Genomic DNA, 24,744 nt, shown 5'->3' with positions numbered 1-24,744 from the left:
AACAACCGATACTTGGGTAGCTTCATGCAAAGCGCCTCAAATGCGTCTAGCTTCAGCACGACTTTAGGCGGTCGAGTGCCTAAATCAGGGTTGGGCTGGTGCGCCACAGCTTGTAGATCCAGTACAAGCCAAAGAGCAGAACGAAGGTCTGCAAAAGGGTAGGGGCGATAACGAAACTGACGATAAGCCCAAACACAGACGTAACAAAAAACAGTAGAGCAAAAACCTCAGGACTGCGGAGACTGAGGTAGCTGGAGATGAGAGTCATTCCAGCAATAAGCAAGAACGTAGCATCCATACAAACTCCTGCATCCTGTCTCTTAGGATGCCTTGTTTTCAAATTCGATTGATCAACTATAAACCCCTTGAATAACCTCTGCGCATCACCTATTCGGGGTGAAATAGTGATTGCCAGTATCCCGCAACGCCTACAACTTACGCAAGCCCACCACATGTAGAGCAGGCACATCAGATAGGATAAGCGAGGTCCGCCACATCTACCATCCACTGTAATTTTTAAGAATTGGAGTTGGTTGAGCGCTTTTTACTGAGCAAAAACCACCATAGCTCTGCACCAATCAGCCCAAGCCCGGCTAAATTGACACCAATTTTTACCGCTAGGGGCTGTTCAATAGCTCGGAACTGAGGTTCTGCCTTTGGGGTGGTTTCATGGGAAGGGGATGGGTGCATGGCAAGGCTGGGTGAGGTCAAAGCGATCGCCCCCCAGGTACCGAGTACCAGCAAACTTGCGGTTATAGATTTCAGCTTATCGACCACGGGAACCTCCAAAAGCATGGATGGGTTTAGGGCGAAAGTTGCGGAGCCGTAGCGCGTTAGTGACCACCGAGACGGAACTGAACGCCATCGCCGCCCCCGCAATGATAGGGTTTAGCAGCCAACCCAGAGCCGGATAGAGAATTCCTGCCGCAATTGGAATCCCGACGACGTTGTAGATAAAGGCGAAGAAGAGATTTTGGCGGATGTTGCGGAGGGTAGCGTGGCTCAGTTGAATGGCAGTTACAATCCCCTGGAGGTCGCCGGAAATGAGGGTAATGTCACTGGCAGCGATCGCTACATCCGTCCCGGTACCAATGGCAATACCCACATCAGCTTGGGCCAAAGCAGGAGCATCATTAATTCCGTCCCCCACCATCGCCACCACTTTGCCTTCGGCTTGCAGAGCTTTGATCTGATTGGCCTTCTGATCAGGGCGCACATTGGCCAAGACGCGGGTAATACCAACGTCATGGGCGATCGCCTCTGCCGTCTGTCGGTTATCTCCAGTCAGCATCACCACCTCAAGACCCATGCGTTGCAGCGATCGCACGGTTGCTGCCGAGGATTCTTTCAAGGCATCGGCAATACCAACCAGTGCTTCCACCTGTCCATCAACGGCAATCCAGGCGGTGGTTTTGGCCTGATTTTCCCAGGTTTGTTGTAAAGCAGCGAGGGATTGGGTGGGGATTTTCAGGCTTTCCATCCAGTGTCGGGTGCCGATCTGCACCCGGTGGTCGTTGACGTCGCCCTGGACGCCCATGCCAGCGATCGCCTCAAATCCTTCCACCTTGGGTAAATCCGTCAGGTCAACTCCCTGCCGTGCAGCGTACTGCACGATGGCCTCCGCTAATGGATGCTCAGAGCTGCGTTCGACAGCCGCCGCCATTCGTAGCAAGCGGATTTCGTTCTGGTGAGCTGTGCCTGTCACAGTTGTATAGTCGGTGACGACGGGTTTTCCCTGGGTCAGGGTACCCGTTTTATCCAGCACAATGGTTTTGAGTTTATGAGCCAGCTCCAGGCTTTCCGCCCCCTTGATGAGGATGCCGTTTTCAGCTCCTTTTCCGGTACCTACCATGATGGAGGTAGGAGTTGCCAAACCCAGGGCGCAGGGGCAGGCGATAATCAGCACGCCCACTGTGGTAATCAGGGCTAGCGTGGTGTTGCCCATCAGGTTGAACCAGATCAGGAAGGTGAGAATGGCGATCGCCATCACAACTGGTACAAACCAACCCGTGACCTGATCCGCCAATTTTTGAATCGGCGCTTTAGAACCTTGTGCTTCCTGCACCAGCTTTACAATCTGTGCCAGCACCGTATCCCGCCCAACTCGCGAGGCCCGGAAGCGGAAGCTGCCAGTTTTGTTAATGGTGGCTCCGATGACTTCGTCGCCCATTTCCTTGGTTGTCGGTATGGGTTCCCCGGTTACCATCGACTCATCTACCGCCGATCGCCCTTCCAGTACCACCCCATCCACAGGAATTTTCTCCCCAGGTCGCACTACAATCACATCTCCCACCGCCACCTCTTGAAGCGGGATGTCCTGCTCCTGCCCCTGACGAATGACCCGTGCTGTTTTTGCCTGCAACCCCATCAATTGCCGAATGGCGTTGGAGGTTTGGCTACGGGCACGGCTCTCTAAAAAGCGGCCCAGCAAAATCAGCGTGATGATGACCACCGCGGCTTCGTAATATACAGCCGGTTCCAAACCCTGGGCGCGAATGACCTGAGGGAACAAGGTGACAAAAAGGGAATACAGATAGGCGGTTCCAGTACCCAGAGCCACCAGGGTGTTCATGTCGGCTGCATGGCGCTTAAAGGCTTTCCATGCCCCTGTAAAAAAGCTCTGCCCACACCACACCATCACGGGGGTAGACAGCACCCATTGCACCCAAGAATTGTGCAGCCACATCGGGAAACCGGGGATACTTAGCCCGGTCATGGCTGGCAGGGAGCCCACTACCAGAATGGCGCTGATAATGCCCCCGAAGATCACCTTGCGAAATAGGAGTTGCTGCTCTGCCTGATGAGTTGTGTCCTGCTGGGTGTCAGGTTCCCCCGCACCAAATTCCACCAGGGGGGAAGCGCCATAACCAGCATCGGCGATCGCCCGCTGAATGGCGTCCAGGTCAGTCACCCGATCATCGAAGGTGATCGTTGCCTGCTCTGCCCCAAAGTTAACGCTAGCTTCCTGAACGCCGGGCACACTCTGAATAGCCGTTTCGACGTTGCGAGCGCAGGCAGCACAACTCATGCCCTGGAGTTGGAGGCGGTCGGTTGTCATGACGTTTTCCCTGTTAAAAATGTCTCCCGGCTCCAATCGTGCAGGGGAATGCATCGTACCTCCTGCGCCTTGAAGGGGGGTGAAAGATCTGGTAAAAGTTGTTTTTTCATGCATAAGCGCACGAAAAAACAACTTTCTCAGAAGGGTATCAAACGGAGCAAAAGGGTATTGCCGCTTTCGTTCGCGAGCTGCAACGGAAGCAGGTGCTTAGCTAACGGGATACCCTGCGCTTTCAACGGCCTGCTTAACCGAGGCTTCAGTCGCATCGGTCTCGACGGCGACCCGCTTGGTTTTAGTGTCGGCTTCTACCTTGGCGGCAGGATCGATTCCGGCGATCGCTTTGGAGATCGTGTCAACACAAGCAGAACAGGCCATGCTGGGAACGGTCAATTCAAGTTTCATGGAGGCTTATCCCGACGCTCTAAAGAATTTATCCCACCGGCATCTGTCAAGTCTGACAGAACACGGATGTAGGGATATTGGACTATAGAACTCATGCTAAAGCTTCCAGTCGGCTGGAAAGTCAAGACCGTCTTTGGAATGTGTAGTTATCGGTTGTAGAAGGGGCACTCAGTACCCCTTCTACAACCGATAACGAAAGGTCTAAAACAGCACCGGCTGACGCAAGCTTGCTGTGGAGTGTTAATGGCCAGATGTGGCGGGTTTTACTCACGCACCTGCCACTCGTACGTAGGTTTGATGGGAAGGGGAAAACTGTACGTGAGTCTAAAACGTAGATTTCACGAGAACTTAAGTGCGTCAGGCATACCATCTGAGGCTTTATGACAGTGACATCCTGATCGCAATCGCTTTATCCTGAAGAAATGTAAAGCCTGTCCCTCTGCCCTTCTGGGGCATCCTACCGTGAGCCAATTGAAAGCCCCTTCTCCGTCATACATCCTGCTTGATCGTCAGCAATATAGAACTTGCCACGTCAAAGTCCCTGATCTGGAGCAGCGTCTGTCGGCTATCCAACTGGGGGACCAATTCTACAGCTTTTTTCAGGTAGCCCCTGAAGCTCGCAAGGCAATCGCCCTCCTCACCAAGCTGGTTTATCGCAATGAATCGACGGTGCTAACCAAGATGCCCCGGGGCTATGGCGTATGGGTTGAAGAACCGGATGCCATGCGTGTTGGCACACCATCCTCCACCGTTGTACGTAAACCCGCATCCTGCTTGGTGCTGGTGAACCAGTATCCCCATCGGCGTTGTCGCATTCAAGTTCCCGATTTGCCGCAATCAGTGGATGCGATCGCCGTTGACCAAAATTTCTACAGCATCTTTAAAGCTGAGCTTCCTGCCGAACAAGCTCTGGAAATCATCGCCAAGTTGTTGCAACGGGGAGATAAGGCGCTGTTGTTGGGCGATCGCAATGGTTATGTAATTGGTATCCATGAGCCTGAGGCAACCCTGGAGAGATAGAAAATATAAGCCTCTAGAGTCTCGTACCCGATAAAGCCAAATTTGGTGTGGGAAGTACGGCCGCCGTGCTTCCCACACCAAATTTGGCTTTAAGGGCGTTAAACTTTCCTAAAAGCTTGTAACCCCCCAAAAGACAGAGGCGAAAACCCCTTCTCTTCTTTACAGTCTCAATACAGGGCAACGGCTGGGTGCCCCGTCACCCATGCTTGTTGAACGAGCTTGACTTACTGAGCCAACACCATGACCTATTCAGATGGAATGTCGAACCTCTCTGCAACAGGTTCGTTCGAAGGTTCTGAAAATTCTGTCATCAGCCCTATTGGCGCGCCTCAAGTAACGCAACAATTATCCGAAAACGTCATTCTGACGACGGTTGATGATTTGTATAACTGGGCGCGGCTCTCCAGCCTGTGGCCGTTGCTCTATGGCACGGCCTGCTGCTTTATTGAATTTGCCGCGCTGATTGGCTCTCGATTTGATTTTGACCGCTTTGGTTTGCTGCCTCGGGCGGCCCCACGTCAGGCAGATCTGATCATCCTGGCAGGCACCCTCAACATGAAGATGGCCCCGGCTACGGTGCGCCTCTATGAGCAAATGCCCGACCCCAAGTACGTGATTGCGATGGGGGCCTGCATGATTACGGGGGGAATGTTCAGTGCTGACTCTCCTACGGCTGTGCGGGGGGCGGATAAGATTCTGCCGATTGACGTCTATATTCCTGGCTGCCCTCCTCGCCCAGAAGCCATCATGGACGCCATTATCAAACTGCGGAAGAAAATATCGGCACAGACCTTGCAGGAGCGGGGCATTCAGCAACCTACTCACCGCTACTACACTACATCCCACAAGATGAAGGTGAACCGTGGTGCTCTGAGCCATACGGGGGACTATGTGCGGCTTCCTAGCTACCGCAAGCCACCTGCCGAAATTGCAGCTGCGATTGGCATGCCTGCGCCTGCTATCCAAACCGGTGAGAATCAGGAGCCTCTGGATGATTACTTACCCCTCAACTCTGAACGCATGAAGGATAGCTGGGGCGATACCAATATGTAGTCTGCTTCAAGGAACCGAAATCTAGAGTGCGTGGTGCTTTGCACCACGCACTTTCTTTTAATCTAAGGCTGGCTTCTAACCTGGAGTCGGGATTACGGTATTTCCAGGATAGTGCTTTGTGTTGCTCTCGAAAACATAGCCTTGTGCATAGAGCTCCTGCATGAATCGTTGCGTGGTCTCGCCGCACAACGACTCATGCAGGAGGTCCATGAAACCTTTAATGTTGATTTCAAGATAGGGTCATAAAGACGGCATTGAACTTGAAATTATGGCGCTGATTATTGCAGGGGAACGCAGTGGGGTTGGCAAAACAACGATTACCTTGGCAATGCTGGCCTACCTGCGCCAAAAGGGAGTGAATGTCCAGTCCTTTAAAGTAGGGCCAGATTATATTGACCCCATGTTTCACCGTTGGATCACAGGCCGTCCCTGCTACAACCTGGATCCAGTGCTGGCTTCGGAATCCTATGTGCAAGGCTCCTTTGCTCAACATTCCACTACCGCAGAAGCCACTCTTGTTGAAGGGGTAATGGGGCTGTTTGATGGAGCCTCGGGAACAGACGATGTCGCCAGTACGGCACATATTGCCCGCTTACTGCACGTGCCTGTCTTACTTGTATTGGATTGTGCCCGTCTTTCTCGCTCAGTGGCCGCGATCGCCCACGGCTACCGTAGCTTTGATTCCCGCATTCAAATTGCTGGCGTAATTTTGAATCGTGTAGGTAGCGATCGCCACCTCACTCTTCTCAAAGAAGCATTAGAAGGGCTGCAACTTCCCATCCTTGGTGTGCTCCATCGCCATAATCAAATCACCATTCCTGATCGTCACTTGGGCCTAGTCCCAACTGGTGAGCTGGAGCAGATGGGGGAGCTGTGTGAGAATTTGGCCGCGATCGCCCACGAAAGTTTTGATTGGGAGCAATTACTTCCGCTTCTGTCCAATACTTCTGGCAGGAGTAGGGAGTCATCTCCACAAACCCCTAAAGCGGCGGTTGGATCAGTTGCGATCGCCATCGCCCGTGATGCTGCCTTTAACTTTTACTATCCCGACAACCTTGAATGTTTGGCATCTCTTGGAGCGGAGTTACATTTTTGGAGCCCTCTGCAAGATATGGAGCTACCACCCCATATCAGCGGTTTATATTTTGGTGGAGGATTCCCAGAGGTGTTTGCAGAGGCCCTCGCAGAGAATCGGACGGCTCAGCAATCCGTGAAATCAGCGATCGCCCATGGAATGCCCGTCTATGGTGAATGCGGTGGCCTGATGTATCTGAGCCAGGCAATTACGGATTTTGAAGGAAAACGCTGGCCCATGGTAGGAGCGTTACCCACGGAGACACGAATGGGCACACGCCTGACACTGGGTTATCGACGAGCGATCGCCCAGCAGGATAGCCCCCTTGTTCAAGCTGAAACTGAAGTTTGGGGCCATGAGTTTCATCGCTCGTCTCTAACTGGATTGCCTGAAGCACCGCTTTACCAGATGCAACGGTTTGATGGAAAAGCATTGGGTGGGGAGGGATGGCGATCGCCTACCCTTCATGCCTCGTACTTACACATGCATTGGGGCGATCGGCTCGAACTGCCTGAGCGCTTCTTACAACACTGTCGTCACTTCGCCGCGCAGAAATGAGAAGTGTGTGGCTACCTTGCTCACAATGCAGCTATAGTACCCAGACGACAGCAATTTCCATTATGAGCTTCAAAGGCGAGAGGCCGCGCCCGTCGGGCGCGGCCTCTCGCCTTTGAAGCCTGAAAATGGCCCGCCGAAGGCGGGCTATTTTCAGGCTTCAATTTCAAGATGAGAATTGCTGCCCAGCCGATGAGGTTATTGGCGCACAATCACGGGTACACCGGGTGCCAGGTGTTGATACATGGCCTCAATATCTGCATTCTGCATCCGAATACAGCCGTGGGAAACGGCTTGCCCAATTAAGTCAGTCTGATAGGTGCCATGGAAACCAATCACGCCGTCCTGCATCGGCAGAAAGGCAACCCAGCGGGAGCCCAAGGGATTTCCGGGGCCGGGGGGGACATCTGTACGGGTGATCGGGTGCTGCCAGTGGGGATCGACCTGCATATCAATCACCTGAAAGCGTCCCGTGGGAGTTTCCCAGCCATCTTTGCCGATAGCGACCGGATAGCTGCCGATTTGTTCGGTGCCTTTGTAAAGGTAGACGTGGCGATCGCTTAAATCCACAATGACTTGCACAATCCGCTCGGGTAATGGATTGAGGAGGGTAGAAAGTTGGGCGGCTGCAGGTACAAACTCACCTGTTAAGTGTGCGGCTAATCCCGGCCGGGGTGGCGAGGGTAGCGGTGGTTGGATCTGACTGGGAGCTGGCCCCGCAGAACTCGAAGCTGTGCCCCCTGCTCCTCCTGCCTGGGCCATGACTGGCTGAGTCCCTTGAGGGAAATTTTGAGATCCTTCGGTGGAGGCAGGCACAGACGCTGGGCCCAGGGCTGATTGGATACGCTGACCCCATCCGGGGGAATTTGCAGAAGTTGTCGTTGTTCCCTGCTGTGGGGGGGTAAAAGCTAGCTCCTGAACTCCCTGCACACCCATGAGAAGAGCTGCCGTCAGGAAGCTCATCATCATAAAGCTACGCGCAATTGAACCTTCGCCACCCATGGCTGCTCTGAATTGATGTGCTTCCCTTAGCTTACCCTCATCAACCAGAAGGGACCACGTCTGCCGTATGGATTCTGCCGTTTAAAGGGTTGATTTTTCAGGGACATCGCCCTTGAAAAATCAACCCTTTAAGCAACGTCTAGCGCCATTCTTCAATGATGGCCCGAATGCCATTACGACTGAGTTGATCAGCCGCTTCTTCGGCATTTTCGCGGCTCTCAAATGCACCAATCTGCATCAGCGTTTGCCCGTCGGCGACGGTTTCGAAAGCATCGGGGACGACTGACCGCACCCAATCACGCACGTCTTCATCTTCGGCCGGCACCAGGACGCGATACTGCAGAGTCCCGACTCCCCGACTGATTGTTCCGCCAACGGCCTGGGTCGCTCTGGTAGAGCCCGTCAAGCTCGCCACTGAAACCCGAGGCATATCTCCGGTGTAGCCCATGGGAACGTTAGGGTCCGGGACGGGCAACAAATCATAAGGGCCAGCCGAGCCTTCAGAAGATCGCACTCCATAGGCCACACTAGAGACCGGAGCCGCTGCCGAACGAGACGGTCGTGCAGGCATTGGGTTGTCAGGAGGTGGCACGGGGATTTCAATTGGGGCTGATGATGTAGGCAGACGGCTGGGAGCGACAGCGGTTGTCTGAGCGCGCGCCCTTGAGCGGCGAGACTCGGGCGGTGGTACAGGAATTGGAATGGATTGGGACGATCGCCCCTGTCCCAATGATGCTTCTGCGGAGACCGCAGGTCTGGCTTGTCTATCAGGGGGTGGCACGGGAATGGGGATGCCCTGGAGTGCCTGCTCAGCATCTGGACGCGCTACGGCAGCGGCCGGTGGTGCTGAGCGCCGGGACGTTGGTGTAGCCGGAATGGTTGCAGTAACATCCACCGACGGCAGTTCGGAAGAACGGCGGGTGGGTTGCGATTGCACGCCTCTTGCCGTAGCAGGTCGTCGGGCCGGAGTGGGGGATACCTGTGTGGCTCCAGCTGCAGAACGTGACGTGGCAGCAACAGTTCCATGAGTTACAGCTCCGGCGATCGCAATACTGCCCCGCTCAGCCGCCGGGTCTTCCATTAAACTCACCCCCGGGGGCAACACAATGGGAAACTGTTCCCCGCTTTGCTCGGTATAACTGCCCGTGCTGAGGAAGATAACCGTATCGGGCTCGGCAAGCTGCACCGCATGGGTAATAGAACGGAAGGGCGATCGCAAGCTACCTTCCCCCTGCTGGTCATTCCCGGTCAACGGATTTACAAATAACACCCGGTTGAACTGTTGAGACGATGCCTGGGCCAACAACAGCGACGTTGATGTTGCCTGGTCCAGGCCTAGTGGGGCTGACGCTTGTCCCCAGGCCGGAGCTATTCCTGCCAAACTCATCAGGGTGACGGTTAGAGCTATGTGCTGCCACCCCAAACGCTGTGCATATCCACAAGACGAAGAGAAGTCACCCATAGCACTCACACTCTGTGTTCTAAAGAAGCATAAAAACGAGCGGTTTGTTGACATAGAAAAACCTATTTCCAATTTCAAATGTCGACTGGAGGAGGTTTTAAACCGCGACTTTGGCCATTCATCTTAGCGAACAAGAAATAAATGCATCACTTTTTTTATCGCCACACTCTAAGCGGCTTACGGAGGTTTCTGCATAAGAATTTACCCAGAATGTTGGTGCTTTGCCCGCGAAGCGGGCAAAGCACCAACATTCTGGGTGTAATTTCATTACTGGAAATCTCCTAAGAAGTTGATTGTCCATTTTTCTACAAAATTCTACAGCCCTCGTATCCCACGAATGGCCATATAGACCGCCAGGCCGATCAGGAAAAGCCGAAAAAGACGATTGACGGCGTGATCGCTCAGCTTCGGCAACATGCGAGTACCTGCCTGGGCTCCCAAAATCCCACCTAAGCCAAGGGCGATACCGGGAATCCAGAGTACGTTGTTGTTGAGGGTGTGTTGTGCCAGCCCAGAAACGGAGATAGGAACAATCGCTCCCAAACTGGTACGCACTGCTGACTTAATGGGCTCCGACAGCATCAGCATCTGTAACGGCACCATGACCACGCCACCCCCCACGCCAAACAGACCCGACAATAACCCTGCCAGTAAGCCGATAAAGGCAATGGGAAGGAGCGCATTAACCCCAGTAACCTGTTGGCTTTCAGAGGCTCCCATTTCGGTTGCATCTGTACGCATTGCATTTTGTTTCTGCTGGAGCTTGCGTTTCAGATCCATCAGCCAGATGGTTAACACAAGCAGCCCTGCGAAGGCCAGAGAAAGGACGGCATCTGAAACGCGATCGCCAATCCAAGCCCCTACTTGAGCGGTTAGCATGCCGAACAGGGCTAGCAGTAGTGAAGTACGCCAATTCAAATCACCCATGCGTAGGTTCTGCACGCTACCCGATATGGAACTGAGGAGCACCCCCACCAAACTGGTCGCAGTCGCTTCTACGAGAGGAATGCCAAACAGTGTCAGCACAGGCACCATTAAGAGCCCCCCGCCAATACCCAAAACTCCAGCCAGGGTGCCCGTTACACATCCGACTAGCAACAATAACCCCCACCCAATGGGCGTTTCTAGCATGGCGCCTCTCCTGATGCCATCAGTAGTTTTCATGTATTGCAGACTTTACTGACTTTACCAGGGGTATTGCTGCCCATAAAACCTACTTCATCACACCCCGTTCACACGTTTGAAACATGACCCTTGTGCTTTCACGCTAGTATCGGAAACGTGATTCATCGTTAATGGGAGGATGACAACGGTGTTTTTTGATGAATTGTCCCCAGTTGTGCAACAGTTGGCTTCTCACCCGGTCGCCTTCTTTGGCGGATTCGTGTCGGGTTTATTTCGCTTGAACTTGGGGGATGATCCGGTCAAGTCATGGCTGGATCAGCAGGTTGGGACGGCTCCCAGTACGGGGACGACAGCATCCTCCAATGGGCATCAGAATGGAAGTTCGCGTGGACCGCAATCCATTTCAATTGAATAGGCGATCGCCCATTCCTATGTAGCGCTAAGTTTCTAACTCAAACCCAGAAAGCTAGTTTTGCTGCCGCTAAGTGGCAGCAAAACTAGCTTTCTGGGTTTGGAAAGATATTTTTATAGCGTTACGTGCTCAGAACCAGGAAGTTTATTATTGAAAAATAAACGGGCTACCAGATGGCGTCAGGCAATACAAAGAGAGGAGAGTGAGCAGATTGCGCCCACTCTCCTCTTTCGGTGACATTGATCGGGAGGATAACCAATTAGCGTGAAAAAGACCGCTAGTCCTGCAGGGGAGCCAGCAACTCGTTCATCCACGTATGAATTTGGTGCCGCAGGCGGGTGTCGTTACCAAGGGCGGTGGCGCAAGGGTCATCGATACAGCCGAGGGCACGCTGGTAATCAGCGATCGCACAGTTCCAATCACCGCGCAGGTGATAAGTGCGGCCTCGCTCAGCATAAATGTGGCTTTCGAGGTAACCCAGGGTAAGAGCAGTATCCAGGCTTTCAATTGCCCGGTCAAACATCTGCAAATCTCGGAAGGTGATGCCCTGGTTGATCCAGGCGCGGGTGTTGTCGGGGTTCAAATCCAGCGCAGCATCGTAATCCAGAATGGCTTCCAGATACAGACCAAGAGCGGCGTAGTAATTGGCCCGGTTGTTATAAGCCCCATCCAAATAGGGATTCAGTAGAAGAGCCTGGTTGTAATCTGCCAGGGCCGCTTCGAGATGGCCGCTTTGGAAGTAAACCAGACCCCGGTTATTGTAATCGCGGGCGCTGTAAGGATTTGCGGTCAACAATTCGTTGAAGAGCGCGATCGCCGCCTGGAAGTTGCCGCATCGGGCTTCTGACAGGGCACGTTGGCGTACAACATTGGCATTGGCTTCGGGATCAAGCCCTAATAATTCTCGCTCGGGGGAGACGAAAGCTTGAGTTAATCTGCGCTTCGGTTGCCATTTTTTCTGAGCGTGACCGTTTAACGCTGACTTCTTCTGCTCAGAGGAGCGTACGAGATTTTGGGATTCTGGGTGGCGACCTTCGGAAGAGCGCGTATTCATGGACATCCTCACCGTAAGTTTTGATTATCTGAGCCGATCAGTCTGTAATCGTTTGGTTTCCCTTGGCTCTAGCTCGACGCACCCCGTTTCCACATGACCGATTTCTATCTACTAGTTACTGTGTCGCAAATGAGAAAAAAACATTAGGTTGAAACTACGGAAAGGGGTAATCGTGTGACGGCCGGAACTCCGTAGAAACAGCCCGTACAAATGGCTGAATACGTTGTCAGAAGCCTCTCTTAGTCCTCTACAAGGTATATCCGTGAAATTTCTGACTGTTCATCGAAAAAATGTAAACAGGGCGTCTCAAATTACGATCTCTTCATATGTAAACTCGTATCTCGTACTTGTTCAAATTTGGGGTTTGGAACCATAACCCTGTTGCTGCAAAACGAGGACGGAGTTACAGTTTTACGCTCTGCTGAAAGAGATATAAATAAACCTATGTAGTCATTCCTTCACACTCTAATTTGAAGCATAGCCAGAGTTTAGCGATACATGATGTAACATCGGCCAGAACCTTCAGGTGGGCACGATAGAATGCTAGAGCGAGTCATGAACCCTGCTTAGTATTGATGAGCCAAGCTACAGAACGGGTTTAGAAATTTTGAAAACCAGGATTGGAAGATACATTTATGACCTCTGTAATACCGGATTCGAATGCGTCTGATATCGTTGCCAGCGATTATGTTGTGATTGGGCTGGCAACCTGCTTCATCCGTGAGGATGGTGAGGTGCATCCGGTCAAAATTTTAGAACCCATCCCTTCTGCCGCCCTGGAGGCTCTGGTCCGAGGTATTCCGACGTCCTACGAAGCGGCTTGGGCGTTGACTGTAGAAGCCGTTCTGGCAAATGGTGAGCCTCGGCATCCCGAAGCCATCTCTGAAACAGCACAATTTTGTGATGAGTTCGCATCGCGGGCGATCGCAGCGGCCCGCACCTATAAGGCTCGCCCCATGGCCCAAGCTCTCATCCCAGCAGGGACTGTACGCCAAGATTTTAATGTCTCTCTTGAGCGGAAGCGGGTGCTCAACTCAGAGCGTCTGGTGAAAATCGAGGATAACGTCAAACAACACGCATATACCCATCAAACGTTGTAATTTCAACAGAAATGGGCCTGTCATAACAAGTATAGAAAGTGGTGCGGCGCTTTGCGCCGCACCACTTTTAACCCGACATGATATCAGTTGTGGCATGCCTTTCATTAAGGTGGGGTAAGAGAGGGCAGGAATTCGTCTTGCCCTCTCTTGCTGTCTTAGCGAGGCTAACAGTCGCTATATGATGGTTTTTTGACACCTTCTAGGTAAGACGCAATGCTAAAGCTTTATGGTGGCGATCGCTCTCGAGCATCGATCGTGAAGTGGTATCTGGAAGAACTGAACGTTCCCTATGAGTTTGTCCGGTTGGATATGCAATCCGGCGAACATTTACAACCGCCCTTCCTGGCCATTAATCCCATGGGTAAGGTTCCGGCTATCGAAGTGGATGGCTTTTCGATATGGGAGTCAGGGGCAATTCTGCTTTACTTGCAAGAGAAGTACGGCGAGCCGTTGACTCCGGAACAACGGGGGACTGTCGCCCAATGGGTTCTATTCGCAAACGCGACCTTAGGTCCTGGGTTATTTATAGAAGCAACCCGTGAAAAAGAAGCTCCACGACTGCTGGGCGGATTAAACCAGGCGCTAGAAGGCCGAACATTTCTGCTGGGAGACTTGTTCAGTGCAGCAGATGTGGCTGTAGGCTCCATGGTAGCTTACATGACCCTGATGCTGAAGATGGAGTTTAGTGGTTATCCCAATGTTGCTGCTTATGTAAAGCGCTTATCTGAGCGTCCGGCCTATCAGAAGGGAATTGCCATTCCTATTCCAGCCTAAGCTGTGCATCATTTGTAGCGCTGTGCACGTCGATTAAGTACGGTGGTGTAGGGCACGAAGTTCCCTACACCACCGTTAACTGTACTTAACGCATTTACATATTGCTATAAGACAAAGGGGCACTCTTTTGGAGCACCCCTTTGTCTTAGTTAGCGTTTGGAACCGTTGAGGCCGGAATTTAGCGAAAACCCACGGCGGCCTGCCACACAAAGGCGAGCAGGAAGAAGAACACGGGGATCAAAGGCAGAACGTCTACCAGAGGATCGAAAATGGCGTAAGCTTCAGGCAGCTTGGCCAGCAAAAGTGCCGCTTCCATCAGTAAATTGACCTCTCCAACACAGTTTTCATAATTGAAGCAGATCGTAACATGAACAGGGCGATCGCATCTTAAGCACTAGCAAATTAATAAACTCCCTAAGCCTATCGAGGGGTATGTGAAACCTGAAGGCTTCTACAGGTATGAGTTTGGATAGTCCTGTTAGAAAAGCAGTGTTGCGGAATAGGGCTTGCAATGGGATGTGGAACCGCAGTTCCAGAACTCATTTCATAGCTCCCTTCAGCTATAGGAAGAAGTTACCCAATAGCGAATTTATTATGAGCGATACTGCCAGCTCCCGCTTCTGTGAAGGAGAATAGCCTTGTTCGTCGCGAAAATATCCCCATGGCATTTCCTCGCTCCAGTGGTATTCTTCTCCATCCCACCTCGCTTCCCAGTCGCTTTGGTATTGGCGATCTTGGGCCTGCCGCTTACCAATTTGTTGATTTTTTATTTGAGAATGGTCAGCAAATCTGGCAAGTTTTGCCCTTGGGGCCAACAGGTCATGGCAACTCCCCCTACATGTGCTACAGCGCCATGGCGGGAAACCCTTCGCTTATTAGTCTAGAGCGCTTACAGGAGAAGGGATTGCTGACAGAGGATGAGCTGAATAGCCTGCCGGAATATGCCGCTCATTGGGTGGACTATGATCACGTCATTCAGAGCAAGTTACCTCTGCTGAAGCAGGCATCGCAGCGGTTTCACGATCATGCAGAGTTAGGCCAGCGGCGTGAGTTTGACAAATTTTGTGCCCATAACCACTTCTGGCTGAATGACTATGCCCTGTTTATGGCGCTCAAGGGGGTGTTTGGCGGCAAAAGCTGGCACCAGTGGGATGAGGCGATCGCCCAACGTCACCCCGAAGCTTTGGAACATTGGCGGGTGGAGTTATTGAATGACACCTTCTTCCAGAAGTTTTTGCAGTTTGAATTCTTCCAACAATGGGGTGATCTGCGAGCCTATGCCAATGATGCAGGCATTCAAATTATGGGAGATATTCCGATCTATGTTGCCCATGACAGTGTTGATGTGTGGGCTTTTCCAGAGCTGTTCCATCTAGACCCTGAGACGGGAGCACCCAAGCTAATGGCCGGGGTTCCGCCCGATTACTTTAGTGCCACCGGGCAACTCTGGGGCAACCCTATCTATCGTTGGGATCGCCTTCAGGAAACGGACTTTGAGTGGTGGGTTGAGCGTTTCCGGGCAACTTTTCAATTAGTCGATATGGTGCGGATTGACCATTTTCGGGGATTCTGTGCCTTCTGGGCTGTAGCTCAGGGTGAGGAGACTGCCATTAATGGGGAATGGTTAGAAGCTCCAGGCGAAATCTTTTTTAAGACTTTACAGGAAAAAATGGGAACGCTACCCATCATTGCTGAGGATTTGGGGGTTATTACCCCAGACGTGGTGGCCCTACGGGAGCAATTCCAGTTTCCGGGAATGAAAATTCTGCAATTTGCCTTTGGCAGTGGGCCGGATAACCATTTCCTGCCGTTCAACCACGATCGCAACTTTGTGGTTTACACGGGCACTCACGACAATGACACGACCCAGGGATGGTTTCAGACCCTACCTGATTGGGAGCGTGAGGCTTTCCGTAATTACCTGGGCTGTACCAGCGATTCTGGTATTCATTGGGATTTGATCCGGTTGGCAATGGGATCAGTGGCAAACCAGGCTGTTTTTCCCTTACAAGACACTCTGGGATTGGGGACCGAAGCTCGTATGAACTTTCCAGGTAAGGCGGAAGGTAACTGGCAATGGCGTTACCCTCAGGAAGCATTAACGCGGGAGGTGAGCGATCGCCTTCGCTTCATGACACAAATCTATGGCCGTCTCCCCCAACAACCAAGCCAACGTCACCATCGCCAGGAAGCTGAGCAGCATAGTGGGCATCATCATGGCTAACATTTATGGGCACAACCTATTTTGAAGAGGGGGGTAGGAGCGAAACTCCTGACCCCCTCTTCAACAAAACTTACGTAGAACTTCCCATAATCTAGGCGGTTTGCCTGCTTTGCGGGCAAACCGCCTAGATTACGGAGGTAATTTCGTTACTGGAAATTGCCTTACTGGTTGATGGGTGAAGTGTTACTGGGTGAAGTGTCGCTAGCGTCGGCATCAGTGCTGGCACTGGTATTCGTGCCTGCGTTCGTAGCAGTACTGGCGTTATTACCTTTAGGAGTAAACGTGACTTCTTCAACGGTACCCCGAGCTCCCAACGGTTTTGCGGGTTGATTGTTGTAAGCCACAACAACGCCACCTGCATTGCCTGCCCGAATCTTGATTTCTCGCTCAGCGGTAAAGGTGCGCTGAGTATCTGCATTCAGCATTCCTTCAAACTCTGTCTTGCCATCTATCTGAACCCGCATCCAGGATTGCTCCTTTAGCGTGACATCTACCTCAACTGGCTTGCTAAGGGCTCTTGGAGAGCTAACCGGGGTAGCACTCGGGCTGGGAGATGGGCTGAGCAGCTCGGGGGAGGGGGTGACAGGGGAAGGAATGGGGGTAGCTGTGCGAACAGGGCCGCGAGTCAATACATAGGAAAGCCCGGCGATCGCCGCCACAATCAACGCCAAGTAAGCTGCATACAGGTGCATGGGGCGCAGTTGTGCGGCAGAGGATTGCTGCCAACCCTTCGTGTTGGTTTGGAAGCTGGAATCAGTCTTGATAGGAAAGGCTTCGGCAACAGTATCACCATCTAGACCCAGGGTCATTGCATAGCGCTTTAAGAAACCTCGAATGTAAACAGGTTCAGGTAACTGTTTGAGATTGCCATTCTCAATGGCCCGCAGTAAGCGGGCTTGAACCATAGTAGTGGTGGCAATCTGTTCGATGGAAAGCGATTGCTCTTCCCGGACTTGTTGCAGATAGTTGCCGATTTGGGCGAGCTTTTCGGCTTGCTGCTGTTCTAAAGGGGAAGTTGCCTCACTCATGGCCTTCGTCACCATACACTCCTTGGAAATGAAACCGCTTCCTGTCTGTTGAGCCTGTATCGAGATGCAACAGTACGGCCCTCAGCACTTACATTACCGTAATACTGGGTACTCAACCAGTCAGATCCGATGATTTTGTTACTAAAACTTTTGCCTGATCCTGCAAATACCTAACCTCGGAGGGATGTAGCGATCGCACGTTTCCCTTAGCTAAATCACCAATTTGAATAGAGCCAATGGCAACTCGATGCAACTTCTGCACGGGATACCCCAGCTGCTCTGCGACTCTACGGATTTGACGGTTTCTTCCTTCCCTCAACACTATTTCCAATTGTGTACTTTGAGGGCTTGTACGTAACCGTTTGACTTGAGCTGGAAGAGTTTTTCGGCCATCCAATAGAATGCCCCGCCGCCATTGCTCCAGTATCCGTTCCGAGGGGTGCCCTTTGACCCACACCAGGTAGGTTTTAGCCACCTCATGAGAGGGATGGGTGAGGGCAAAGGTTAACTCTCCATCATTGGTTAGAAGTAAGGCTCCGGTTGACTCTGCATCGAGACGGCCGACCGGATGGAGGCCGCTGTGCGATCGCCATTGCTCGGGTATTAAATCCAACACGGTGCGTCGCTGATGGGAGTCGCGGCAGGTCGTAACAATCCCAGCAGGTTTATTCAGCAGCAAGTATAGCGGTTCAGGACGGGCTTCAGTCTGGAGGGGTTGACCATCGACTTCAATGTGATCGCGCTCCGGATCAACCTTTTGGCCTAAGGTCGCGCGATCGCCATTCACCTGCACTCGTCCATCCACAATCATCTGTTCCGCCTGTCGGCGGGACGCAATGCCCCATTGTGAAAGAATTTTTTGTAAACGTTCGGTCATCCGTGCGTTTGTTTTTGAGTGGGATGTTTCGTGAGTTAAACCCACGAAACATCCCATTTTATCTACTGTTCTGCCCCTTCAATGGGAGCAAAGCCCTGCCGCTGGATATTTTCGCTGATATGGCGGGGTTCCAAGAATTGCAGCAAGTAGTCGGGGCCACCCGCTTTAGAACCGACACCAGATAGCTTGAATCCACCGAAGGGGTGCCGGGCGACAATTGCCCCGGTGATGTGCCGATTGATATAGAGGTTGCCTACTTCAAAATCAGCCCGAGCACGCTCGATATGGGAAGGCGTCCGAGAATAGATTCCTCCGGTCAAGGCATAGAGTGTGCCGTTGGCGATGTCCAGTGCCTCCTCAAAGGTTTTCACCCGGATAACGGCTAATACGGGACCAAAGATTTCCTCCTGGGCAATCTTAGCGGTGGGCGGCACATCTACAAAGATGGTGGGGCCAACAAAGTAGCCTTGATCGGGAGCCGGTAGCTCCAGCGCCAGGGTGGCTTCCTCTTTGCCTTTTTCGATGTAGGCTTTGATGCGATTCTGGGCGGCGGCGTCAATCACTGGGCCAACCTTTGTACTGGGCTGTTCTGCCAGACCTACATTGAGCGATTTGGTCGCTTCTACCAGGCGATGCAGGAATGCATCGTAGATCGGCTCCAACACAATCACGCGAGAGCAGGCGGAGCATTTCTGTCCGCTGTAGCCAAAGGCAGAGTAGACCACGCCAGCGACAGCCTGATCGAGGTCAGCGCTTTCGTCCACGATGATGGCATTCTTGCCACCCATCTCCGCGATCACTCGCTTCAGGTGTCGCTGCCCCGGTTGCAGAATGGCGGCATCAGCATAAATCCGACAGCCGACTTCCTGAGATCCGGTGAACGTAATCATGTGCACGTCTGGGTGCTTCACCATGTGAGAGCCCACCGTAGAACCCTTACAGGGTACGTACTGGAATACTCCATCGGGAATGCCTGCTTCTACCAGGATTTCTGCCAGCTTGGCCGCAATGACAGAAGAGGTTTCTGCGGGCTTCAACAGAGTACAGTTGCCTGTTACCAGGGAAGCCACCGTCATCCCTGTAGGAATTGCCAGAGGGAAGTTCCAGGGAGAGATAATCAGCGAAACGCCACGCGGCTGATAGTGATAATGGTTGGTTTCCCCAGCAACGTCGTAGTTATGGCCCTGGTCTAGCTGCTCCATCTCGTCAGCATAGTAACGACAGAAGTCGATCGCCTCAGAAATCTCAGGGTCAGCCTGACCCAGCACTTTGCCTGTTTCCAACACCATCCAGGCAGCCAGTTCAGCCCGACGTTCTTCCATAATGTCAGCGGCACGACGTAGAATCGCCGCTCGCTCCTTCGCTGGGGTCGCTTTCCATTGCGGGAAAGCAGCTTTTGCCGCAGCGATCGCCTCATCCGCCTGCTGAACACTCAACAGACCCACACGACCCACCACTTCATCGGGATTAGATGGGTTCAGCGACTCAAAGCTATCCAGGGTATTCACCCGCTGACCATTCACCAACGGCTGATAGGATTGGCCCATCTGTTGGCGCACAGCTTCAATGGCAGTGAGGCCGCGATCGCGCTTCTCCTGCTGCGAATAATCTGAATCTGGCGCGTTGTGAAAAGCTCCATTCTGAGCTGCTTTGTGTCCATTTTCCTGATGCTGCGGTGGAGCCAGTAATTCTTCAATAGGTCGCTCCTCCAGGTTTTGCCGCAAGAAGGACGTGTTGGCGGTGTTCTCTAATAAGCGACGGATCAGGTAAGACATCCCCGGAATCAGTTCTCCGTAGGGACAGTAGACCCGTACCCGATAGCCTTGTTGCACAAGAGCTTTGGCAAGCTTGTCTGCCATGCCATAGAGCACTTGGAGTTCAAAGCGGCGACGGGGGATGTTGAGCTGGCGAGCAATGGCGATCGCGTAGGCTTGCGATCGCACGTTGTGGCTGCCAATCGCTGCATACAAATATGGGTGATTTTCCAGCAGCAACCGGGTTAGTGTCTCAAAATTGGCATCCGTGGATTCCTTCCGCTGGAAGACAGGTAGATCCCAGTTGTGCTGCTGAGACTTGATGGTTTCCTGATCCCAATAGGCCCCCTTCACGAGTCGAATCGTGATAGGAGTGCCCCGCTCTTTTGCCCAGGCAATCAGTCCTTTCAGGTCTTCTTCGGTTTCCTTCAAATAGGCTTGGAGAGTCACTCCAATGTCGCTGCGGGTGCGGAATTCCTCCTCCATCAGCACTTCCTTCAGGATGGCGATGGTGAGGTCTTTATAGGCGTACTGCTCCATGTCAAAGTGGATGGCAGCACCCAGTTCCTTGGCACGACGGAGGAGAGTACGGGCGCGATCGCATACCTTTTCCTGGCTGCCTTTCGCATCGAGTGGGTCAAACTGCGAGTAGAAGGCTGTCAGCTTCACAGAAACCTGTACCTTCGGCAGGGTTTCCCCATCAGCCTCATCAATCTGTGGAACTTTCGGCCAGGATTTGGCGGCGGCAGAAAGTTCTTCCAGCAGTTCGATATAGCGATCCAGATAGGATTGGGCTTCCTCTTCGGTGATCACCGCTTCCCCCAGCAGGTCTACGGTGAAGGCCATTTTGTCTTTCCGGAGCCCTTCTAGAGTTTTAATGACCTGTCTCAGGGTTTCGCCAGAAATGTACTTATGGGCCAGGGTTTCCACAGCCGTGGAAACGGTTGTAGCCGCCACCTGGCCTGGCATAGAGTCGGTATTGGCAAACCCCAGCATGCCTTTCAGAGCTGCAGGCAATTCCACCTCTTCCTGGCCTAAGTATTCCTGTAAATGGCGAGCAATCTCAGCTTTGCTTTGCAGAGAAGGTAAGCAGTCAATAAAGCGAAACAACTGTACCCGCAACCCCGGATTGCTCATGGCCCAGCCCAGCATTTTGTCATCCCACCGCATCTGGTCTCGCATCTGGGCGAAGAATGAGCGATTCTCGCGCGTTGCGCTCAGCAGTTCGCGGGCGATCGCCTGAGTATCCGCCTCGTAGGGCGAGTTCGCAATCTGGCTAACCACAGGTTCTTACTCCAAAAAAAGTTGATAGCGTCAAAAATGTGAGGAGGCAATTCATTGGCTCCTCTTTCCATTGTTCTGTTTTATTGCCCAATTGGGGCTTAAGGATTGCGAACAAAATGCAACCAATATTTGAGTCTTTTAAACTGCTCACTTCGCTGAGCATTATTCATTCAAAAGATTCATAGGTTATTGCATGTATTGCATAAGGCTCACGATCGAATCCGTTCTCGCAATGCATTGATCTTTAAGGAACAGAGGAACTACAAAATCAATACATTCGCTTAGTTCAAAAACAGAGAGACGGTAGCACGAAGTACTACTTCCCTCTCTATTATGAACCCTTAAATTTGGGTTGTGAAACGGTTGGCAGTGTCCTTTAAAGGAATCTTAAGAGTTTCTTCAAAGACCAGGAGATTGTTATATTCGCAAGTAGAAAAAATTACCCTTGTTCAATTTCAACTGCAACCACGTCAGTATTGCGGTATGGTTCCCCTGTATTGCGCCGTTGCACAGTTGATACTAAAGATTGTGTATTAGATAACCTGTAATTCTTTTTGTGGGAGGGGCGGCTTCGCCGCCCCTCCCACAAAAAGAATTACAGGTTATTTTGTTTTTGATCCTAACGACTCGAGCTAAGGCATTAATATGTATGCTCAGCGAAAGCAAAGGGGTCTATTCCTAACGACATCATCAATAAGTCCTATGGAAAAGATTGAGATTGTGAGGGGTAAAGGCGATCGAAACGATGTTGAAAAAAGTAACTTTGTGATAATAAAAATATTTTCTTGCTTAGTTGAACCTATTGTGATAAAAGGCTTTTGAATGATTACTATTGAATTTTGTCTTACTTCTTGAAGCTATAGGCTGCAATCTTTAAGAACTTTCTTAACAATTGATTTTTATGATGCTTTTCAGCGGAGAATCTATATTAAGAGAAAAGAAAACCTTCTCTTGTGTATTTTCCGATGGGCTGACAAGAACCCTATGCCAGAACAAAGATGCAATTGATAACTGAGGGTTAGGATAAGTTTTTGTCCTTGATCTTTCCTGTCGCTCCGACGGCAGCAACTGTCTTATCTAATTGCTGTTTTACTGGTGGCAAGCTGTCAAAAAGAAGCTTTGGCTATACGAAAAAATAGCTGATTTCTTTGGCCTTTAAACAAGCTAAGGAGTAAATTTTGCTGAACGTTCTTTGTGAATAACAGAGGACGATGTTTTCTATGGCATTGGCTTCAATAGCATTGGGAGAAAAATGTCAGGTCATCAAATATCTACATCTGTTCTAAGTACCAAATTGATAGGTTGTGGCGGGTATTTCTCATCGCATCTACGTACTTAATCAGAAATTGTAGGGCTGAATCATTGGAATCGTTGTTATCTTTCTGGGTCAGAGGAACATGAATAAAACTTCACGCCAGCAAAAACTTTCCCGTAGAAATGTTCTGCAATACGGTGCCGGTATTGTTGGTGCAAGCTCCCTAACGGCGTGGTTAGGAACGGGTGCCCTTGCGAGAACAGTTGAAAGCCGGACGGCTCAGAATAGCCAGAACCAAGTTGTGGTCGCAACCCAGGCTGGATCTACCGAAGGTAGTTTGACTCCCGATCAAGCATTGGCAAAGCTGATGGAAGGAAACCAGCGATTTGTTTCCAGCCAGCAGCTCAACCCCAACCAGAATGGAGCGCGTGTGGTTGAGGTTGCTGCTGGACAGGCTCCCTTTGCCGCGATTTTGAGCTGTGCCGACTCACGGGTTGTGCCTGAAATTGCCTTTGACCAAGGACTTGGCGATCTTTTCGTTGTCCGGGTTGCTGGCAATGTTGCCATCACCGAAGAAATTGCTAGTGAAGAGTATGCCGTTGCCGTCTTGAAAACACCATTGCTTGTGGTTTTGGGGCATGAGCGGTGTGGTGCTGTGGATGCTGCTGTAAAGGGAGGTGAATTTCCGGGAGTTATTGAGTCCCTTGTTCTTGCACTCCAGCCTGCCGTTAAAGCCTCAGAAGGGCAAGCAGGCGATCGCCTCACCAACGCCATCAAAGCCAATGTGCGCCTACAAGTTGAGCGGTTGCAACACTCCTCTGTGATTGCTGCCGCTGTTCAGGAGGGCAAATTGAAGGTCGTTGGTGCCTATTACGATCTCGACACCGGTGAGGTCAGCTTGGTGTAAGCAAAAAGGGCTGATAAGAGCAAAAGAGATTGGGGGCTCCCAATCTCTTCTGCTTTGGCGATAATTTCTAGGGCGTATTCTGAGGAAGGTTGGGGCTCTCTGTCGCAGGCACCTGGATCGGCAAGCCCCAATGACGAGCCCGCTCCTCCAGCCAACCTTCTTCGCGCCAGCGGGCGATCGCTCCATTTACCGCCTCACGCAATTCTTGATATTCCTGGCCTCGGGGCATGGCGATTGCCAATGCCTCCCCAGACCAGAAACCGGGCAGTAAGCGATACTCCGGATACTGTTGCACCCAGCCCGTCAGAACACTGGCATCCGCCGCGAAAACATCCGCCTCGTCTCTTTCCATTGCCTCACGGGCGGCTTCATAGGAGGGAACATCGATAAGGCGGGCATAGGGAAAGCGCGATCGCACCACAACCGCTGTATTGGCTCCTTCCAGTACCGCTATCCGTCGCCGTCGGATGTCTCGACTGGAGAGAATGCTTGGATCTCGAGTGATAAACGTGGTGCCGTCCAGGTAATAGGGGATGCTGAAGTCGACGAGTCGCGATCGTCCTGCTGTCAGGGTCATCCGAGCCACCACCAGATCCACATCGCCTGAAGTGAGAGCGGAAATGCGGTCTTGATTGGCGACGGGTTGGAGAACAACGGCATCGGAACTCCCCAGGATTTCCTGTGCCAGCCGCCGAGCAATGTCGATTTCGAACCCCTCTAATTCGCCGGAATCGGTACGAAAACCCAGGGGTGGAATATTTTCTTTAACGGCTATGACAAAGTGACCCCGGCTTTGAACTGTTTCCAGATCGGCCGCTGAGGTCACTGAGTTAGAAAGCACGAAACCCATGCCAAGGAGTGCTAGTGCTGTCGCAACGGAAACACCGAACGCCCGTACCGTCAGCAATCGCACCATGCTCCCGCTTTAGCCTTTTGCTTGAGACGCCGCTTCGACGACTTTGCCAAAGCTGTTGGGGTCTAATACAGCCATTTGTGCCAGCATCTTGCGGTTGATCAGAATGTTGGCTTTGTTGAGGTTGCCGATCAGTTGGCTGTAGCTCATACCATGCTGGCGAGAGGCCGCATTGATACGAGTGATCCACAGACGACGGAAGTCACGCTTCTTCTTGCGGCGATCGCGGTAAGCATTCCGCAATGCCTTCATAACCTGCTGGTTAGCAGTTCGGAACAATTTGGAGTGGGATCCGCGGAACCCCTTTGCCAGTTTGAGAATTTTATTGCGGCGCTTACGAGCTACGTTGCCGCGCTTTACCCGTGCCATTGGTCAAGTTTCCTTCGTTATCTACGCTAATCGGTTAGATG

General features: G+C 52.0%; 22 protein-coding genes. 8 read left to right on the top strand and 14 right to left on the bottom strand.

Features of this window, described 5'->3' with window-relative positions:
• Positions 1–79: 79 nt before the first annotated feature.
• The 4 genes from H6F91_RS22550 to H6F91_RS22535 all read right to left on the bottom strand — a co-directional run bounded on the left by H6F91_RS22550 (position 80) and on the right by H6F91_RS22535 (position 3,460).
• On the bottom strand, positions 80–298 hold the full coding sequence (locus H6F91_RS22550) for a hypothetical protein (RefSeq protein ID WP_190772192.1): 219 nt from the start codon (positions 296–298) through the stop codon (positions 80–82).
• 218 nt (positions 299–516) lie between these two features.
• Entirely contained in the window at positions 517–777 is a 261-nt protein-coding gene (locus H6F91_RS22545; RefSeq protein WP_190772193.1) for a hypothetical protein, read from the bottom strand.
• Positions 767–3,058, bottom strand: a complete 2,292-nt coding sequence (locus H6F91_RS22540; RefSeq protein ID WP_190789501.1) for a heavy metal translocating P-type ATPase — start codon at positions 3,056–3,058, stop codon at positions 767–769. The genes H6F91_RS22545 and H6F91_RS22540 overlap by 11 nt, the downstream gene beginning before the upstream one ends.
• Before the next feature lie 207 nt (positions 3,059–3,265).
• On the bottom strand, positions 3,266–3,460 hold the full coding sequence (locus tag H6F91_RS22535; RefSeq protein WP_190772195.1) for a heavy-metal-associated domain-containing protein: 195 nt from the start codon (positions 3,458–3,460) through the stop codon (positions 3,266–3,268).
• 462 nt (positions 3,461–3,922) lie between these two features.
• Between H6F91_RS22535 and H6F91_RS22530 the strand changes: the two genes are divergently transcribed.
• The 3 genes from H6F91_RS22530 (at position 3,923) to H6F91_RS22520 (ending at position 7,166) form a co-directional block, all read left to right on the top strand.
• Positions 3,923–4,480, top strand: a complete 558-nt coding sequence (locus tag H6F91_RS22530; protein WP_190772196.1) for a hypothetical protein — start codon at positions 3,923–3,925, stop codon at positions 4,478–4,480.
• Between the two features lie 258 nt (positions 4,481–4,738).
• Positions 4,739–5,533 (top strand): NADH-quinone oxidoreductase subunit NuoB, encoded by a 795-nt coding sequence (gene nuoB, locus H6F91_RS22525; RefSeq protein ID WP_190772210.1) that lies wholly within the window; start codon positions 4,739–4,741, stop codon positions 5,531–5,533.
• Between the two features lie 268 nt (positions 5,534–5,801).
• On the top strand, positions 5,802–7,166 hold the full coding sequence (locus H6F91_RS22520) for a cobyrinate a,c-diamide synthase (protein ID WP_190772197.1): 1,365 nt from the start codon (positions 5,802–5,804) through the stop codon (positions 7,164–7,166).
• 195 nt (positions 7,167–7,361) lie between these two features.
• On the opposite strand, the gene H6F91_RS22515 is transcribed toward H6F91_RS22520, so the two are convergent.
• From H6F91_RS22515 to H6F91_RS22505, 3 genes are all read right to left on the bottom strand, one after another.
• A complete protein-coding gene (locus H6F91_RS22515) occupies positions 7,362–8,165 on the bottom strand; it encodes a L,D-transpeptidase (RefSeq protein WP_190772198.1) in 804 nt (267 codons plus the stop codon).
• A 139-nt stretch (positions 8,166–8,304) separates the two neighbouring features.
• Complete coding sequence (locus tag H6F91_RS22510) at positions 8,305–9,627, bottom strand: DUF1565 domain-containing protein (protein WP_190772199.1); 1,323 nt, start codon at positions 9,625–9,627, stop codon at positions 8,305–8,307.
• A gap of 315 nt (positions 9,628–9,942) precedes the next feature.
• Positions 9,943–10,758, bottom strand: a complete 816-nt coding sequence (locus H6F91_RS22505; RefSeq protein ID WP_190772201.1) for a sulfite exporter TauE/SafE family protein — start codon at positions 10,756–10,758, stop codon at positions 9,943–9,945.
• A gap of 181 nt (positions 10,759–10,939) precedes the next feature.
• Here H6F91_RS22505 and H6F91_RS22500 point away from each other — a divergent pair, with 181 nt between their 5' ends.
• Positions 10,940–11,167: a hypothetical protein gene (locus tag H6F91_RS22500; protein WP_190772211.1), complete on the top strand. Its 228-nt coding sequence runs from the start codon at positions 10,940–10,942 to the stop codon at positions 11,165–11,167.
• A 274-nt stretch (positions 11,168–11,441) separates the two neighbouring features.
• Here the strand turns inward: H6F91_RS22500 and H6F91_RS22495 are convergent, their stop codons facing one another.
• On the bottom strand, positions 11,442–12,218 hold the full coding sequence (locus H6F91_RS22495) for a tetratricopeptide repeat protein (RefSeq protein ID WP_190772202.1): 777 nt from the start codon (positions 12,216–12,218) through the stop codon (positions 11,442–11,444).
• Positions 12,219–12,853: 635 nt separating this feature from the next.
• On the opposite strand from H6F91_RS22495, the gene H6F91_RS22490 reads away from it, so the two are divergent.
• Positions 12,854–13,318 carry a hypothetical protein gene (locus tag H6F91_RS22490; RefSeq protein WP_190772203.1) on the top strand — a complete coding sequence of 155 codons (465 nt, stop codon included), beginning with the start codon at positions 12,854–12,856 and terminating at the stop codon, positions 13,316–13,318.
• A gap of 213 nt (positions 13,319–13,531) precedes the next feature.
• Positions 13,532–14,092 carry a glutathione S-transferase family protein gene (locus H6F91_RS22485; protein ID WP_190772204.1) on the top strand — a complete coding sequence of 187 codons (561 nt, stop codon included), beginning with the start codon at positions 13,532–13,534 and terminating at the stop codon, positions 14,090–14,092.
• A gap of 178 nt (positions 14,093–14,270) precedes the next feature.
• On the opposite strand, the gene H6F91_RS22480 is transcribed toward H6F91_RS22485, so the two are convergent.
• Positions 14,271–14,408, bottom strand: a complete 138-nt coding sequence (locus H6F91_RS22480; RefSeq protein ID WP_190772205.1) for a photosystem II reaction center protein K — start codon at positions 14,406–14,408, stop codon at positions 14,271–14,273.
• Positions 14,409–14,753: 345 nt separating this feature from the next.
• Here H6F91_RS22480 and malQ point away from each other — a divergent pair, with 345 nt between their 5' ends.
• Positions 14,754–16,316: a 4-alpha-glucanotransferase gene (malQ, locus tag H6F91_RS22475; protein ID WP_190789499.1), complete on the top strand. Its 1,563-nt coding sequence runs from the start codon at positions 14,754–14,756 to the stop codon at positions 16,314–16,316.
• A 161-nt stretch (positions 16,317–16,477) separates the two neighbouring features.
• Here the strand turns inward: malQ and H6F91_RS22470 are convergent, their stop codons facing one another.
• The 3 genes from H6F91_RS22470 to pruA all read right to left on the bottom strand — a co-directional run bounded on the left by H6F91_RS22470 (position 16,478) and on the right by pruA (position 21,259).
• Entirely contained in the window at positions 16,478–17,344 is an 867-nt protein-coding gene (locus H6F91_RS22470; protein ID WP_190789498.1) for a RodZ domain-containing protein, read from the bottom strand.
• Positions 17,345–17,456: 112 nt separating this feature from the next.
• A complete protein-coding gene (locus tag H6F91_RS22465; RefSeq protein WP_190772208.1) occupies positions 17,457–18,221 on the bottom strand; it encodes a pseudouridine synthase in 765 nt (254 codons plus the stop codon).
• A gap of 62 nt (positions 18,222–18,283) precedes the next feature.
• A complete protein-coding gene (gene pruA, locus H6F91_RS22460) occupies positions 18,284–21,259 on the bottom strand; it encodes an L-glutamate gamma-semialdehyde dehydrogenase (RefSeq protein ID WP_190772209.1) in 2,976 nt (991 codons plus the stop codon).
• A gap of 1,397 nt (positions 21,260–22,656) precedes the next feature.
• On the opposite strand from pruA, the gene H6F91_RS22455 reads away from it, so the two are divergent.
• Positions 22,657–23,421, top strand: coding sequence for a carbonic anhydrase (locus H6F91_RS22455; RefSeq protein WP_190771260.1), 765 nt, complete (start codon positions 22,657–22,659; stop codon positions 23,419–23,421).
• A 67-nt stretch (positions 23,422–23,488) separates the two neighbouring features.
• Here H6F91_RS22455 and H6F91_RS22450 read toward each other — a convergent pair whose 3' ends face one another.
• Together H6F91_RS22450 and rplT are read right to left on the bottom strand one after the other, a co-directional pair.
• A complete protein-coding gene (locus H6F91_RS22450; protein ID WP_190771259.1) occupies positions 23,489–24,337 on the bottom strand; it encodes a transporter substrate-binding domain-containing protein in 849 nt (282 codons plus the stop codon).
• Positions 24,338–24,346: 9 nt separating this feature from the next.
• The gene (rplT, locus tag H6F91_RS22445; protein WP_190771258.1) at positions 24,347–24,703 is read right to left on the bottom strand and encodes a 50S ribosomal protein L20; all 357 of its coding nucleotides are present in this window, start codon (positions 24,701–24,703) and stop codon (positions 24,347–24,349) included.
• Positions 24,704–24,744: the final 41 nt, after the last annotated feature.

This window comes from Leptolyngbya sp. FACHB-8 (assembly GCF_014695575.1).
Taxonomy (GTDB): Bacteria; Cyanobacteriota; Cyanobacteriia; order Elainellales; family Elainellaceae; genus Vacuolonema.
This window is presented reverse-complemented; position numbering and strand designations above follow the sequence as displayed.

Coding starts and splice junctions, on each gene's coding strand:
- H6F91_RS22550 (WP_190772192.1), bottom strand. CDS start 298: ATGGATGCTACGTTCTTGCTTATTGCTGGAATGACTCTCATCTCCAGC.
- H6F91_RS22540 (WP_190789501.1), bottom strand. CDS start 3,058: ATGACAACCGACCGCCTCCAACTCCAGGGCATGAGTTGTGCTGCCTGC.
- H6F91_RS22535 (WP_190772195.1), bottom strand. CDS start 3,460: ATGAAACTTGAATTGACCGTTCCCAGCATGGCCTGTTCTGCTTGTGTT.
- nuoB (WP_190772210.1), top strand. CDS start 4,739: ATGTCGAACCTCTCTGCAACAGGTTCGTTCGAAGGTTCTGAAAATTCT.
- H6F91_RS22520 (WP_190772197.1), top strand. CDS start 5,802: ATGGCGCTGATTATTGCAGGGGAACGCAGTGGGGTTGGCAAAACAACG.
- H6F91_RS22515 (WP_190772198.1), bottom strand. CDS start 8,165: ATGGGTGGCGAAGGTTCAATTGCGCGTAGCTTTATGATGATGAGCTTC.
- H6F91_RS22510 (WP_190772199.1), bottom strand. CDS start 9,627: ATGGGTGACTTCTCTTCGTCTTGTGGATATGCACAGCGTTTGGGGTGG.
- H6F91_RS22505 (WP_190772201.1), bottom strand. CDS start 10,758: ATGCTAGAAACGCCCATTGGGTGGGGGTTATTGTTGCTAGTCGGATGT.
- H6F91_RS22495 (WP_190772202.1), bottom strand. CDS start 12,218: ATGAATACGCGCTCTTCCGAAGGTCGCCACCCAGAATCCCAAAATCTC.
- H6F91_RS22490 (WP_190772203.1), top strand. CDS start 12,854: ATGACCTCTGTAATACCGGATTCGAATGCGTCTGATATCGTTGCCAGC.
- H6F91_RS22485 (WP_190772204.1), top strand. CDS start 13,532: ATGCTAAAGCTTTATGGTGGCGATCGCTCTCGAGCATCGATCGTGAAG.
- H6F91_RS22480 (WP_190772205.1), bottom strand. CDS start 14,408: ATGGAAGCGGCACTTTTGCTGGCCAAGCTGCCTGAAGCTTACGCCATT.
- malQ (WP_190789499.1), top strand. CDS start 14,754: ATGGCATTTCCTCGCTCCAGTGGTATTCTTCTCCATCCCACCTCGCTT.
- H6F91_RS22470 (WP_190789498.1), bottom strand. CDS start 17,344: ATGAGTGAGGCAACTTCCCCTTTAGAACAGCAGCAAGCCGAAAAGCTC.
- H6F91_RS22465 (WP_190772208.1), bottom strand. CDS start 18,221: ATGACCGAACGTTTACAAAAAATTCTTTCACAATGGGGCATTGCGTCC.
- H6F91_RS22455 (WP_190771260.1), top strand. CDS start 22,657: ATGAATAAAACTTCACGCCAGCAAAAACTTTCCCGTAGAAATGTTCTG.
- H6F91_RS22450 (WP_190771259.1), bottom strand. CDS start 24,337: ATGGTGCGATTGCTGACGGTACGGGCGTTCGGTGTTTCCGTTGCGACA.
- rplT (WP_190771258.1), bottom strand. CDS start 24,703: ATGGCACGGGTAAAGCGCGGCAACGTAGCTCGTAAGCGCCGCAATAAA.